This is a genomic window from Salmonella sp. 2018103, from assembly GCF_026247685.1.
GTDB classification, from domain to species: domain Bacteria; phylum Pseudomonadota; class Gammaproteobacteria; order Enterobacterales; family Enterobacteriaceae; genus Salmonella; species Salmonella enterica.
On sequence record NZ_CP111029.1, the window covers coordinates 733,989 to 748,492 of the forward strand.

Sequence of the window (14,504 nt, forward strand, 5' to 3'; positions counted from 1 at the left end):
CGTGCTTTGTAAACCCGTTCTGGCTCCTAAATTCAACCAAAAATTTTCTCATGTCAACCTTATTGTCTAAATTGGCTAACCAAATCACAAATATCATCATTCACGGTCTGCCAATTTTATTTATTTGATCTGTGTCAATTTTTGCTGGGTGAAAAGCATTCACCATTCAACTTGAAATGAGTTGATGTATTTATTTCAGGAATACTAAGTGCGGGAGTTGCCGCCAGATTTTGACCGGTCCGGATGAGAAAATATTGATTGGTCAACCAATTTTTGTGATTTCAGTTTTCCCGCTACAGGTCAGACGGCGCGGAGCTAATGTTTTTTAACGAGGCTTTATCATGAAGATGACAAAATTAAGATGGTGGATTATCGGCCTGGTCTGCGTAGGGACCATCGTAAACTACCTGTCCCGTAGCTCGCTTAGCGTTGCGGCGCCAGCGATGATGAAAGAACTCCATTTTGATGAGCAACAATATTCCTGGGTGGTGAGCGCCTTCCAGCTTTGTTACACCATTGCGCAGCCGATCACCGGCTATTTGATGGATGTCATCGGACTGAAAATCGGCTTCTTTATCTTTGCCTTGTTGTGGTCGCTGATCAACATGGCGCACGCGCTGGCCGGCGGCTGGATAAGCCTGGCATTTCTGCGTGGTCTGATGGGGCTGACCGAAGCGTCGGCGATTCCGGCCGGGATTAAAGCCAGCGCCGAATGGTTCCCGACGAAAGAACGCGGTATTGCGGGGGGGCTGTTTAATATCGGTACTTCGATTGGCGCGATGCTGGCGCCGCCGCTGGTGGTCTGGGCGATGCTGACCTTTGCTGATAGCGGCATCGGTACTGAAATGGCGTTTGTGATTACCGGTGGGATCGGCGTGCTGTTCGCCATCACCTGGTTCCTGATTTATAACTCGCCAAATAAACACCCGTGGATCACCCACAAAGAGCTGCGTTATATCGAAGACGGCCAGGAAAGCTATCTCCAGGACGATAACAAAAAACCGGCCGTTAAAGAGATCGTTAAAAAGCGTAACTTCTGGGCGTTGGCGATTACCCGTTTTCTGGCTGACCCGGCATGGGGAACGCTGAGTTTCTGGATGCCGCTGTATCTGATTAACGTGATGCATCTGCCGTTAAAAGAGATCGCCATGTTTGCCTGGTTGCCGTTCCTGGCGGCGGACTTTGGCTGCGTTGCAGGCGGTTTCCTGGCGAAGTTCTTCATGGAAAAGATGCACATGACCACGATCAATGCGCGTCGTTGTAGCTTTACCATCGGCGCTGTTTTGATGATTTCGATCGGTTTTGTCAGCATTACGACTAACCCGTATGTCGCCATTGCATTGATGAGTATTGGCGGTTTTGCGCACCAGACGCTGTCTACCGTCGTGATTACCATGAGCGCTGACCTGTTCAAGAAAAATGAGGTCGCGACGGTTGCCGGTCTGGCAGGATCTGCGGCGTGGATGGGACAGTTAAGCTTCAACCTGTTTATGGGGGCGTTGGTCGCTATTATCGGTTACGGCCCGTTCTTCATTGCACTCAGTCTGTTCGATATTATCGGCGCCATCATCCTGTGGGTACTGATTAAAGATCCGGAAAAGCACCACCCGCCAATGACGGAACAGCCGCTGGCGTCTCACCGCTAAAGCTGTCTCGGTTTCACAGGCCTGATAAGCGAAAGCGCTACCGGCCTCTAACGGCCACCTTCGGGTGGCCGTCTTCATCTTACCTGAGCATAAAATCATACTGGATGCTCATCTTCACATCCCAGTAATTCAAGCGATCGCCCAGCGCGCTACCGTCGCGTTTTTCGCGCCCTTTGTCAGCGGCAAGAAAAATGTTCATGCCCTCTAGCGGCCCCTCTTCAATACGATAATTTATGGCTCCCAGCAGACCCAACCCCTTAATTTGAACAGCGCGCTGGCTGGACTCATAACCGCGCGTGACGACAGGCGCGAATGTCATGGTGAGCTGTGGCGTAACACGGTAATTAACGCCCGCCTGCCAGGACTGCATGCCTTCCCGGTTGCGATCGAGGCTTAAAGAGAAGGGATAACCAATATCGGTATCGACCACTGCGCCGTTCATGGCGTGTTGCAGATAGCCGCCGCTGGCAAACAGGCTGCCCCAGGGGGCGCTCCAGGTAAACTGAGCGCTAACCAACCCGGTCTCATTAGGCTGGGTGGATGAACGACTTAGCCCCTCCAGCCGGGCGTAAAAACCGAGCAGCTCGCCTTTCAGGGCATAACCATCGTCTAGTGGTATCCGTTTTTCAAAGATACCCTGTACCTGACGGGAGACATCGTTTTGCTGCGAGCCGCCTATGGAATAGCGGCTGCTCTCGTCGTGCCAGCTGGCGGCGAAAAATGCGCGTGGACGATGATGATCATATTGACCCGTTTTACTGTTGTAGACGCCTTCATTGCGAATACCGGTCGTTGAGTCTGTCCACTGAAAAACGCGGGTACGCCACATTGCCCAGAACTCTACATTTGGCGTCAGCGCCAGGTAGCCCAGCGCGCCTTCGGAAGCGGTCGGTAGCGTGCGTTGTGAGCTGCTGGCTATGAGTGGAATTCGCCAGGGGAGGCTGCCATAACTATAATCGGTGCCAAAACGACCTATTTTTAAGCGGCTATTTTCTGTTGGCTTTATTTTTATTGCGCCAAGCACATAGCCGAAACTCTCGTGTCCGTCTAAGTACCAGCGCGTACTCATATTATCGCGAGCACCGAGTTTATAAACATAATACGCGCTACCCTCGACGCCGATCCGTTGTGAATAATAGCTGCTATTAAAATCAATTAACCCACCCTGAACCCAGGCATAAATATCTCTGCCTGCGCCCGCGCTGGGCTTATCAGCTCTTCGTAACTCATTTTTCAGTCTAAAACGTAAGGCGGACTCATCATCAGAAATTTGTAGGGCCAGGGCAGAAGGACAGGCCGCGACTACTGCTATTGGAATAGCCGCTATCTTCGCGAATTTTTTCATTGTTTAACCTGTTGTATATTATTGTTATCGAAAAGCTATTTATTAAAATCTTTAATAAGTTGTTGCTGTGACTGTTTTCGTTTATCTATCTCCTGAACAATCTCCTTAAATTTATTATCCGTTAATGGGTAAAACCAAATAATAATAAAAGCCAGTAACATAAAGCCGCACGGTATGAGCGATATAGACATCCGGATACCGGTAATGACTTCCGGCGTCTGCGTCTGATTGGCGATATAGCCACTTAACCCAAGAATAAAGGCCGGAATAGAACCGCCGATAGCCTGGCCGCATTTACGGGTAAAAGAAAATAGCGAGTACGTCAGACCTTCTATGCGCACGCCCGTGAGATATTCGCCGTACTCCACGGTATCCGCCTCCAGCGCCCACATTACCGTCATGGTGATCCCCTGGCCAATAGCGGCAATCGCCAGAGCGGTTAAGGCCACGGGCACTGAATGGTCAGACATATAAAAGAAAAGCAAATACCCAAGGGTGCCCATTAAGGCGCCCGCCAGGAAGGTATTCTTCTTACCTATCTTCGCCACCAGACGGGGAACCAGAGGTGCTGACGCCACAGAACCTACCAGCATTTGTACCAGCACGATAACCGAGAAAAGGGCGGTATCATTCAAAACATAGCGTACATAGAACAGTGACGATGCGCTGACGGCGAAGGTCGAGATCAGAATGCATAGCGCGCCGGTACAAAGCATCATTAGCGGGCGGTTCTGTTTAAGCGTTTGCAGACTGATTTTTAACGACGGCTGCGCGACGATACGCACCACGTTTTCGCGGGTAGATTTAAAACAGATGAAATACAGCGCCATACCGGCAATGGCCAGGATAATGGTCCAGAAGAGGTAGACCGACGCCATTTCTGTCGGGCTGGAATGAGTAATACGCGGCCCGATCAGGAAGGCCAGACAGACAAACGTTAGCGAGGCCGCAATACTGCGCGCCGCGCCGAGACGGGCGCGCGAACGCGGTTCCTGAGTCATTGCCGTCGCCAGCGATCCATAGGGAATATTGACCATGCTATAGCAGAACCCAAGTCCCATATAGGTGAGATATGCGTAAATAACTTTGTTGCTATGACTCCACTCTGCCGGGACGCAGAATACCAGTACGCTAAACAGCATTAACGGCGCCGATCCGAACAGCAGGAACGGGCGAAATTTCCCCCAGCGGGTATTTACACTATCTACTATGCGTCCCGCCACCACATCGGCGAAGGCGTCAAATATTCGTACCAGTAAGAGCATCGTACCGGCAGCGGCGGCACCGACGCCTGCGACGTCGGTGTAATAACTTAGCAGGAACAGCGCCCCCATGGCGAAGGCGAAATTATTGGCAACATCACCCAGGCTGTAGCCTACGATAACGCGCCAGGAAAGCGGCTGGTTCATGATTTCTCTCCCTGCTGTGGCTTTTCGCCGAAGGTCATACCGGTCCAGCGTTTTTGCAGTATAAAGGCCGCGGATTTTGGTCTTCTGTCGCGGGTAAAAATCCCTTTTCGATTACCGCCGACGCGCATAATGCCCTGTGAAGTCGCGAAATCGGCAAAGTTCCAGACCTGCTCGCCGACAACGGCGCTAACGCGATCGAATACTCGGTGATACATCTCCAGCCAGGCGCACTGGTACTCTTCGCTCCACATGTCGCTGTACATCGAATGCAGCCCTGCCAGCGTATCGACGCCATATTCCGTCATGATGATGGGGCGGTGGAGTTTCTCCTGCCAGGCCAGTAACTCTTTCTCCAGCACTTTTTCTGCTTTCGCAAGATCGCCGCTTTGTACATACCAACCGTAATAGCGGTTCAGGCATACCACATCGAAGAGGTCGGTGATGGTGTCGGTTTCCACATCGCAAAACATGACGTTCACGCAGGTTATAGGGCGGGTCGGGTCCAGTTCGCGCGTGGCCTGCGCCAGTGGCGCAAAATAGTCTCTGGCGCCTTCTGGACGGGTATCCGGCTCATTCGCGATACTCCACATCACCACGCTGGGATGGTTTTTATCGCGGGCGATCAATTCCTGAATAGCCTTGAGATGCGCCCGCTGTGTTTCATCATTGACGCCTTCCTCGCTGTATAGCGCCTTCGGTTTTTCGCAGGAATCAAAGCCGATACCTAAAGAGAGATTGAAACCAACAGCTGCTGTTTCATCAATGACGACAATGCCATGCTCGTCCGCCCAGTCGAGCATCTCTTCGGCGTAAGGATAGTGCGACGTGCGATAAGAGTTGGCGCCAATCCACGACATTAGCGCGTGATCGTGTACCATCAGCACGTTATCAAATCCTTTCCCTCGTAGATCGGCATCTTCATGGCGACCGAAGCCGGTAAAATAAAAAGGTTTATGATTTATCAGAAACTGTTCGCCTTTTACCTCTACGCTACGGATTCCTACCCGAAGCGGATAGTCATCACGTTCGTCCTGATGCTGTGCGATAACCCGCAGCTCGTACAGATATCCTTCGCCCGGTTGCCATAATCGTGGCGCTGCTATCTGTAATTCGCCCTTTGCCCCTTCGCCGTAGGCGACAATATGCTGCCCGGCATCCCGCAGTTCTACGCGTACTTCACCGTTGGCCTCCACCCGCCAGCTCAGTGTGGCCCGGGAGAGATCGTTCGCGACCTCCGTCGTCACCGTAATATCCTGAACAAACGTTTTTGGTGTGGTGTAGAGCATGACGCTACGGTGGATACCGGCGTAATTAAAGAAATCATGGAAGTATGATTGCTGCCTTTTCCCCGTTTCATCACGGGTCACCACCCCCGGAGGGATAGTCTGCCAGCTCAGCTCGTTATTGACGCATACTGTGATACGTATGCTCTCTCCGGCTGCCGCCAGGTGGCTGATATCCGCTTCGAAAGGTGTATAGCCTCCCTGGTGTTCCATCACGGCGTGGTCATTTACCCATACCTTTCCATAATGCGTGACGGCATCAAAACGTAGAACGATGCGTTGATGCTCCCAGCCTTTGGGGATGCGGACGTTGAGCTGATACCAGACATTGCCGACATAGTTGCGGATCTCTGCATCGGCAAACTGATCGTTATAACTACCCGGTACGGCGATAGCGCGGCTTTGGGGGAGCGGTTGTCGCCACCATTGTTGCGCGATACCGCAATCGTCTGCATCCGTGCAAAACGACCACAGTCCATCAAGTTTTTTGATTTCGCGGCTCTGGGTTTCTACGGGACGTAACATTGTTCACTCCTTAATCCTGATGAATTTTCATTGGTCAACCAGCAATAAAACAAGTTAACCAGTTGTCTGAGGCAATAGTTATCACGCAGCGATCGAGAGGGAAAATGCAGAAAGGAAGGATCTTAAGGCGGATCAAAAAAAACAGGATTGCAACCTGATTTTTGTTTCTTTTGTCACATAAAACCATTTTCATCCGTTGACATATGGCAAAAAATGTTCAATCGAATGTTCGTTCTACTGTTTTTTATACAGGAAGTGAGGGGGAGGGGGCGGGAGGGATATCATGAGGATCAAAGAAAATAGGATGAAGAGTAGGCGCCTGAAGTGCGCCCGGGTACACTGCCACCACGCAGAGTGAAAAATGGGTCAACGTAATGGAGAATAAACTTACCGAATCACTACCGACGCGGATGCGAATTTTACGCGCCGCCAGGCAGTGTTTTGCTGAAAACGGTTTTCACAGTACATCAATGAAAACGATCTGTAAGGCCAGCGACATGAGCCCCGGCACACTCTATCATCACTTCCCCTCTAAAGAGGCCCTGATTGAAGCCATTATTTTAGAAGATCAGGAAAGAGCACTAACCCATTTTCGTGAGCCGCTGGAGGGCGTTGGGCTGGTGGATTATCTGGTGGAGTCAACTATTGCCGTCACGCGTGAAGACTGCGCGCAGCGGGCGTTGGTCGTAGAGATTATGGCTGAAGGGATGCGTAATCCTCAGGTCGCGGAAATGCTAACCAATAAATACCACACTATTATCGCCTCGCTGGTTGCACGTTTTAACGATGCGCAGGCGAAGGGGGAAATTGGCGCCGATGTGGATAAAGAAATGGCGGCAAGGCTATTATTAGCTACCACGTATGGTATTTTATCGGATAGCAGCTCTGCTGAGAATGCCCGGCACGTCAGTTTTGCGACGACGTTAAGAACTATGTTAACCGGGCTACTAAAATGCAACTCTGCAAGCTAGTGTCGGTAAAAATACGCGTTCGTTTTATACGAGCGCGTTATCATTTAGTTTGCCTGATTATTTTTAGATGATGAAAATAATATTGTGGTAAGGGTTATTGTTTTTCGCCTGGATTTTTAGCGACTCTCTGTCTCGCTGCGATCATCGATAAAGTCCCCTTTATGTAAATAAAGCTTCAATGCTTCTACTCTTTTCTCCATATATTTTGCGTAGCTTCACAAAAAATAACCTGATGTCGTAATGCCCACTCCCTAATATTCTCCATGCGCTATACGTTAATTTAAGTTTAAATTTCATGCCGGGGATATCACGATGTCACGTAATTTTACTGTTTCAGCCTGTCAGTATATTGTTACTGAAATAAACACTTTTGAAGATTTCATAACAAAGGTAAGGATACTTCTTAATAAAAGTCAGGGAGCTGATGTCGTTATCTTCCCGGAGCTATTTACCATTGAGCTATTTACACTATTGAAAAAATGGCAAGAAAGACCCATTTCACACCTTACTTTAATTGATCAGTTCACGGATGCCTATAAGCAGCTTTTTCAACAGGAAGCGAAAGAAAGAGGACAGTTCATTATTGCTGGCTCTCATCTGGAGCAGACCGGAGCAGATCGCTATGAGAATGTTGCGCATATATGGGGACCCGATGGCGAACATTATGCCCACAGTAAGACGCATATCTTTCCGGCTGAACGGGGTTGGTATACTCAGGAAGGCGATAAAATGGCTGTTTTTCAACTGCCATTTGCAAAGGTGGGTTTTAATATTTGTTATGAAGCAGAAATACCGGAGTGTGCCGCGACGCTGGCGGAACAGGGTGTGGAGTTAATTTTAACGCCTTCCGCTACGTTTACTGAACAGGGATTTTGGCGAGTCAGGCATTGTTGCCACGCACGTTGTATTGAAAATCAAATTTATCTTGTTCACTGTTGCCTGGGCGGAAACCCGGGTGGACCACTGCCAGGCTGCTGGGCCCGAAGTTCAATTTTAAGCCCCTGTGATGTCGTGTGGAAAAATCCACAAGGTATTATCGCAGAGGCGCACGTCAATCAAGAGGATGTCATTTCAGGAGAAATTAACCTCGATGTTCTATATGAAAATAGACTTGGGGGGGCAGCAACAACGTTCAAGGACAGACGCAGAAAAGCAGGCATATATAATATCTGGCCATCACACATTAAATAACAGAATGTGTCCCTTCTATGTATTAGCTGGAGGTCGTTATGGGATATTTAAAATTACCTGAGGGTAAAAGGATTGCGGTCAATCTTGGTGTCGATGTAGATGCTCAGTCTTTATGGCTGGGCGGATTTAATCGACCGTCGCCATCCTTTATGTCACGAGGAGAGTTTGGTGCACAAGTTGGCGTACCAAGGCTTCTGAAATTGTTCAAAGAAAATAATATCAAAACCACCTTTTTTATTCCCGGACACACTGTAGACACCTTCCCGGAAATCAGTAAAGCGATTTTTGATGCCGGGCATGAAATCGCTCACCATGGCTACTATCATGAAAATCCGACGCTGGTGAATCGTGATACAGAGCGCCGACTTATGGATCTGGCGTTCGCCTGTTATAAAAGACATTTCGGCATACGTCCTGTGGGATACCGTTCTCCCTATTGGGATTATAGCGAGAATACGCTGGATCTTCTGGAGGAAGCCGGTTTTCTCTATGACAGTAGCCTGATGGCGAGAGATCTTGTGCCTTACCATCCTCAACGTTGGCAGGTGAATTGGGAGACGGGAAATATCGCAGGCCCGGCCAGCGCGATTCTGGAAATTCCTGTTAGCTGGTATCTGGATGATTTTCCCGCACTGGCGTATACCGGCAACCAGGAGGGGATGAGCGATACTGACGGTGTTCTGCGACGCTGGAAGGATATTTTTACCTATGCTTATAACCATCAGGAAAACGGTTTATATGCGATGGCCCTTCATCCGCAGATAATCGGTCATGGGCATCATATGATGATGTTGTCACGCTTGATTGAACATATTAAAGGGCATGATGGCGTATGGTTTGCAACCTGTGAAGAGATAGCCAGTGTCTGGGTGGATGACGAAGAGGATCGACAAAAAATGCTCCGTCCTGATGTTCGTGGCGTAGCGCCGGTTCCGGATGATTATGGCTGGCCAGGCAAATGATATCACCTCATGACAATGTTAATATCAGTCGGGTAACGGATTACCCGGGCAGAAGTTACCTGTTTGCTCGCTCGTTAATGCATATTGTCCATCAGAAAGGGAGACTATCCCGGGACGTATAAAATCTTTTTTATTTCGGTCAAAACGTTAATCAACGAGAATAGTTTGTTTTTTGATTTAAATCATTTTTTAGTGTTCACAGGAAGATAAGCAAATAGCATTTATAATGTGAGTATTAAGAAAAATAAAATTTCCATAGTGATTAATTTTTATTTAATGCTTTGATTTTTAATGTTTTTGTATATGTTAATTGATGTAAATCAATTTGGATTTTTTTATTGAATAAGTAAAAATTAAGTTGATATTTGCTTTTTGATGTGTTTTTTATATATAGCTGATTATTATTCTGAAATGTCAATTTTTGAATAACGACGCTGTGATACCGGCACCAGGGATACTTTGCGATAAAAGGGATTGAATATGGCAGAGAGCGTTCAGTATAACCTCAATTGTATTTGGCCACAGCGGGCCAAAACCCTCTATTGCATTGCAACCAGCGGAATAACGTTCATCAGACGTGGGTAAACGTTGGCAAAATCCCTGCAAACCTGGCGCTTTTCACGCTGTGTTTTTTGGTAGTTGCGCTTTTAATAAGAGTCACAAGCGTTGGCCGCGGGTATTCGTCTGGCTGCTGAACTGCCACCTGATCAACAAGGAGATAAATCATGGATGCGATTTTTTTAAAGCTCGACAATATCAAAGGCGAAAGCCAGGTTGAAGGCTTTGAAGATCAGATAGAGATCATGTCTTATAGCCACAATGTGGCAATGCAGGTAAATAACGATGTTAGCCTCACTGAGCGGACTTCCGGGCGTGCGCATGTTGGTGAAATGTCGCTCACCAAATTTGTCGACCTCGCCACGCCTGTGCTCAATGAGTACTGCTGTAGCGGGAGGCTAATTAGAACCGCGGTGCTGACGTTGTGCCGCAATGACGACGGCAAAATGCGGTCGCTTATCGTTTATACCCTGACAAACGTGCTGATATCACAACTCAGTGTTAGCGGCGGCGCCGGCGGTAAGCCGGTGGAAACGATGTCGCTGAACTTCACGAAAATCGAATGGCAAATCACTGCCGAGAAATCAGACGGCGCTCAACAGGAGTCCAGAACGTCAGTATGGGATCTGGCGATGGACCAGATAGGGAAATGATGATGACGCCAACCATTCCGGTCGCGCTATTCGACAGGCTCTTGGTTGAGGGGATAAGCCCACATGAATTGGTACGCCGCAAGTTAATGTGTTTATTCAACTCTTGCGCTGTGGCAGGTGGCGAGACATTACCGCCGCTGCTCACTCGGGGTATGCCGGAATGGCACGAGGTGAATGTGGGTGACAGACGGGTTCTCAACTGGTTTTGCCGTGAGCTTCGCGCTGCTATTTTACGTTATGAACCGAGCATCAACATGCTGAAAGTCAGTGTAAAAGATGCCCATCATCAGACGCTGGCGTTGTCTTTGGAAGCGATGTTACAGGATGAGTCTGAACCGTTAAGACTGGAGATAGCCTACTCTAACGGTAGATGGCGCTAGTAATGCAGAAAAGAACGCCGGGCCGGGCGTTTTACATTACCCCAAAAGCAATAAAACGCAGCGAGCGAACCTGATAATCAGGCAGGCAGTCCACCTTTCGGTATGGTTGATCTGCCTGCATCATTTTCAGGATGGTTAATAACGGACCATGACAGATTTAAGTTCGGTATAGTCATCAATAAACGCGCTGCCAAATTCACGACCAATGCCCGATCCTTTCATCCCTCCAAAGGGTACCGCAGGATCGAGGAAGGTATGCATATTGACCCACACCATGCCAGCATCAATATCTTCAGCGTAGCGTAATGCCTTAGACATATTTTCCGACCACACACTTGCTGCAAGGCCAAATGGCGAAGCGTTGATATGCGAAAGCGCCTCTTTTTCATTCTGATAACCGATAAAGCTACAGACAGGGCCAAAGGTCTCCTCGTGCATCAGCGTACTGTTTTTACTACGCACTTTTACCGCCGTCGGCTGTAAAAAGTACCCTTCGCCGGGTAAAGTTTCACCGCCGTAAACAATGGTATCCCCTTCTTCCCGTGCGATTTGAATCAGACGCAGCACTTTTTCAAGCTGAACCTGATTCGCCAGCGGGCCCATCACCGTTTTTTCATCTAAAGGCGAGCCGGGCACGATCTCCGATAACCGTTGCCTGAGGAGCGTCATGACTGTATCCAGTTTTTCCTGGGGCAGATAAAAACGCTCTGCGGCAGCACAAATCTGTCCTTGATTCAGATAACCGGCTTCAAGAATACCGTTGACCATGGCTTGTGCCGAGAGATCATTGAGAAACAGCGCCGCATTTTTCCCTCCCAGTTCGAGGGTAACGCGTTTTCCTGACGATGTTGCCGAACGCCGGACTTTCTCACCTGTCGCGACTGACCCGGTGAAACTCACTTTGGCGCAATCTGGATGCGCGATCAGCTGTTGCGCTATCTCACCGCCAGCACCGTTTACCACGTTAATTACGCCATCAGGGAAACCTGCCTCTTTAGCCAGTTCAGCGACTCGCAGCAGTGTCAGCGGGGTATATTCACTTGGTTTAATGACGATGGTGCAGCCACATACCAGCGCTGCGGCCAACTTCCAGATAGCAATCATGATTGAGAAATTCCACGGCACAATACCGACGACCACGCCAATGGGTTGGCGTTGGGTAAACGCTGTGTATCTCTCTTCTCCCATTGATGGCAGGGAGACATTCAGCGTTTCACCGGTTATTTTTCCTGCCCAACCGGCAAAGTAACGCAGGAAGGCCACTGACTGATCGAGTTCAAGACCGCGTGACAGCATAATCGTTTTACCTGAACAGACGCTTTCCAGTTGAGCTAACTCTTCACGATGAGCGGCAAGAGTATCAGCCAGTTTCAGCAGTAATGCGCCGCGTTGTAACGTTGGCATTTTACGCCAGACATCAAACGCCCGTCTGGCGCTCTGCATGGCCTGTTCTGCCTGCGCAGGGGTTGCCGACACAACGTCGGCGATGATTTTGCCGGTGGCTGGGTTAGTGACCGAAAAGTTTGTGCCGTTTCCGGCCTGACGTTCACCTGCAATAAATTGTCCGTGTCGTTGGCGTAAAAAAGTCGTTACTTCGGCAAGTAATGTCACGTCGCTCATCAGAAGTGCCTGTAGGTCAGGAATGTACGTTTTTCCATCTCAACATACTTTTTCGGGGCTGAATATCGTTCCAAAGAACGTCATTCTTCCGGACGATATTTTGCAAAACGTTACCGTGCTGTGATAGCGGTCTTAGTCAAGCGTGATGACAAGGTAACGCGATGAATACAAAAATCGATGCGTTGAATTACTACGGCGCGACGAAAAAATACCCGTTGCATTTTCCTGCTCTGCAAGAGGATATTGATGCCGATGTGGTGATCATTGGCGGTGGCTTTTCAGGCATCAATACCGCGCTGGAACTGGCGGAGCAGGGGATCACTAATGTTGTCGTTCTGGAAGCCCGTCATCTTGGGTATGGCGGCACCGGACGAAACGGCGGTCAGGTAATGGCCGGTATAGGTCACGACATCGAAGCCGTTAAAAAATATGTAGGCGCAGCGGGAATGGAGACGCTGTTTAAAATCTCGAACCTCGGCGCGGGTATTATTCGGGAGCGAATTCGTAAATACCATATTGATGCTGATTTTGTCCCCGGATATGGTTATCTGGCCTACAACCAGCGGCAGTTAAAAACGCTGCAACAATGGGAAAAAGAATTCAAAGCCGCTACGCCGGAAGACGATATTGAACTCTATACCGGTAAAGACGTGCAGCAGGTTATCGGTTCCGACGTCTACTGCGGTGTTCTCAAGCATATGGGGGGAGGGCATGTCCACTCGCTGAATTTATTGCTGGGCTCCGCTCAGGCTGCGAATTCGCTGGGGGTGAAGATATTCGAATATTCACCTGTGGTTGAGGTCAGTTACGGTAAGACAGTGCGGGTACGTACTGCGATGGGCAGCGTAAAAGCAGCCAAATTGCTGTGGGCCTGCGATAGTTTCCTCAATAATCTGGAACCAGAAATTTATAAGAAAACGCTGGTTACTTATTCTTATCAGGTCTCTACAGAACCTCTCTCCAGCGAGCTTGTTGAGCGGATCAGTCCCTTGCGCGGGGCTTTTAGTGATATCCGTCCGGTGATAAATTACTACCGTCTCACAAAAGAAAACCGTCTGCTGTTTGGCAGCGCCACAAGGTTTCTTGAATATACCCCGCACGATTTTGCTGCCTGGAACCGCACTCTGATGACGGAGGTCTTCCCTTATTTGAAAGACGTTAAAATCGATTTTGCCTGGGGCGGACCGATGGCCTGTAGCGCGAATCTGTTTCCGCAGATTGGCACGCTTCGTGAGCACAATAATGTTTTTTATGTTCAGGGTTATTCCGGATTTGGCGTCACGCCTTCCCATATTGTATGCAAAATCCTGGCCGAAGGAATAAATGGCGGTTCCGAGCGGTATCGTCTGATGAGTAGCATTCCCCACGCGACAATTTATGGTCGCGACAGTTTACGTCTATTGCTGGTCAGTGCGGGAAAACTGATACATCAAACAGCCGGTTTCTGGAAAGGCCGGAATTAACCAGGAGAACATTAATGCACGCTTTTAAACTCAATCAACCTGTTCCTGAATTACAGCCAGTCGGGAGTGTCAGCCTGTTAGGGGCGTTGCCAACAGAAGGCGATCCCCAGGTCGCCGTCGCGATGATTTATGGTAAACCTGAGGATGTATTTACCTGTGGACTGTTTTCATCGACCCGCGGCGGTTTCACGATGATTTATCCCTTTACCGAGCACGCAACCGTGCTGGAAGGGGAAGTGGAACTCACTGTCGCTGGTCAGGAACCGATACGTTTTTCACCGGGCGATAGTTGGTTTGTTGAACAGGGAACCGAAGTGGCATGGAAAGTTTTAACGCCCCGTTTTGTAAAACATTATCTGGCAAACGTTGAAAGCCATAAACAGGATTGAATCCTTTAATTGTTCGTCAGTAGCGTTGGCATCACTGGGGAGAATAACGCGCTCCCCACTTGCTATTAGCGCATGCGGGGACGGCGTCACAACGTTATTTACCGTTATC

At 49.1% G+C, this 14,504-nt stretch carries 12 protein-coding genes; 8 read left to right on the forward strand and 4 right to left on the reverse strand.

Going from position 1 to position 14,504, the window contains the following annotated elements; translation table 11 throughout:
- Window positions 1-341: 341 nt before the first annotated feature.
- Window positions 342-1,646 (forward strand): MFS transporter, encoded by a 1,305-nt coding sequence (locus OLG56_RS03520; protein ID WP_000784371.1) that lies wholly within the window; start codon window positions 342-344, stop codon window positions 1,644-1,646.
- A gap of 79 nt (window positions 1,647-1,725) precedes the next feature.
- On the opposite strand, the gene uidC is transcribed toward OLG56_RS03520, so the two are convergent.
- Genes uidC through uidA form a run of 3 tightly spaced genes read right to left on the reverse strand, consistent with a single transcriptional unit; the run spans window position 1,726 to window position 6,208 of the window.
- Window positions 1,726-2,991 carry a glucuronide uptake porin UidC gene (gene uidC / locus OLG56_RS03525; RefSeq protein ID WP_000712675.1) on the reverse strand — a complete coding sequence of 422 codons (1,266 nt, stop codon included), beginning with the start codon at window positions 2,989-2,991 and terminating at the stop codon, window positions 1,726-1,728.
- 35 nt (window positions 2,992-3,026) lie between these two features.
- Window positions 3,027-4,400 (reverse strand): glucuronide transporter, encoded by a 1,374-nt coding sequence (uidB, locus tag OLG56_RS03530; RefSeq protein ID WP_001075549.1) that lies wholly within the window; start codon window positions 4,398-4,400, stop codon window positions 3,027-3,029.
- Window positions 4,397-6,208: a beta-glucuronidase gene (gene uidA / locus OLG56_RS03535; protein WP_061377606.1), complete on the reverse strand. Its 1,812-nt coding sequence runs from the start codon at window positions 6,206-6,208 to the stop codon at window positions 4,397-4,399. Before uidA ends, uidB begins: the two co-directional genes overlap by 4 nt.
- A gap of 374 nt (window positions 6,209-6,582) precedes the next feature.
- Between uidA and OLG56_RS03540 the strand changes: the two genes are divergently transcribed.
- The 5 genes from OLG56_RS03540 to iraD all read left to right on the forward strand — a co-directional run bounded on the left by OLG56_RS03540 (window position 6,583) and on the right by iraD (window position 10,923).
- Window positions 6,583-7,179: a TetR/AcrR family transcriptional regulator gene (locus OLG56_RS03540; protein ID WP_001667040.1), complete on the forward strand. Its 597-nt coding sequence runs from the start codon at window positions 6,583-6,585 to the stop codon at window positions 7,177-7,179.
- 312 nt (window positions 7,180-7,491) lie between these two features.
- Window positions 7,492-8,370: a carbon-nitrogen hydrolase family protein gene (locus OLG56_RS03545; RefSeq protein ID WP_000089255.1), complete on the forward strand. Its 879-nt coding sequence runs from the start codon at window positions 7,492-7,494 to the stop codon at window positions 8,368-8,370.
- Window positions 8,371-8,408: 38 nt separating this feature from the next.
- Complete coding sequence (locus OLG56_RS03550; protein WP_000540892.1) at window positions 8,409-9,332, forward strand: polysaccharide deacetylase family protein; 924 nt, start codon at window positions 8,409-8,411, stop codon at window positions 9,330-9,332.
- A 725-nt stretch (window positions 9,333-10,057) separates the two neighbouring features.
- A complete protein-coding gene (locus tag OLG56_RS03555) occupies window positions 10,058-10,543 on the forward strand; it encodes an Hcp family type VI secretion system effector (protein ID WP_000338753.1) in 486 nt (161 codons plus the stop codon).
- Window positions 10,543-10,923 carry an anti-adapter protein IraD gene (gene iraD / locus OLG56_RS03560; protein ID WP_023139912.1) on the forward strand — a complete coding sequence of 127 codons (381 nt, stop codon included), beginning with the start codon at window positions 10,543-10,545 and terminating at the stop codon, window positions 10,921-10,923. Before OLG56_RS03555 ends, iraD begins: the two co-directional genes overlap by 1 nt.
- 135 nt (window positions 10,924-11,058) lie before the next feature.
- Here iraD and OLG56_RS03565 read toward each other — a convergent pair whose 3' ends face one another.
- Window positions 11,059-12,543 carry an NAD-dependent phenylacetaldehyde dehydrogenase gene (locus OLG56_RS03565; RefSeq protein ID WP_001528014.1) on the reverse strand — a complete coding sequence of 495 codons (1,485 nt, stop codon included), beginning with the start codon at window positions 12,541-12,543 and terminating at the stop codon, window positions 11,059-11,061.
- A 161-nt stretch (window positions 12,544-12,704) separates the two neighbouring features.
- On the opposite strand from OLG56_RS03565, the gene OLG56_RS03570 reads away from it, so the two are divergent.
- On the forward strand, window positions 12,705-14,006 hold the full coding sequence (locus OLG56_RS03570; protein WP_061377604.1) for an NAD(P)/FAD-dependent oxidoreductase: 1,302 nt from the start codon (window positions 12,705-12,707) through the stop codon (window positions 14,004-14,006).
- 14 nt (window positions 14,007-14,020) lie between these two features.
- A complete protein-coding gene (locus OLG56_RS03575; RefSeq protein ID WP_000542983.1) occupies window positions 14,021-14,395 on the forward strand; it encodes a cupin domain-containing protein in 375 nt (124 codons plus the stop codon).
- Window positions 14,396-14,504: the final 109 nt, after the last annotated feature.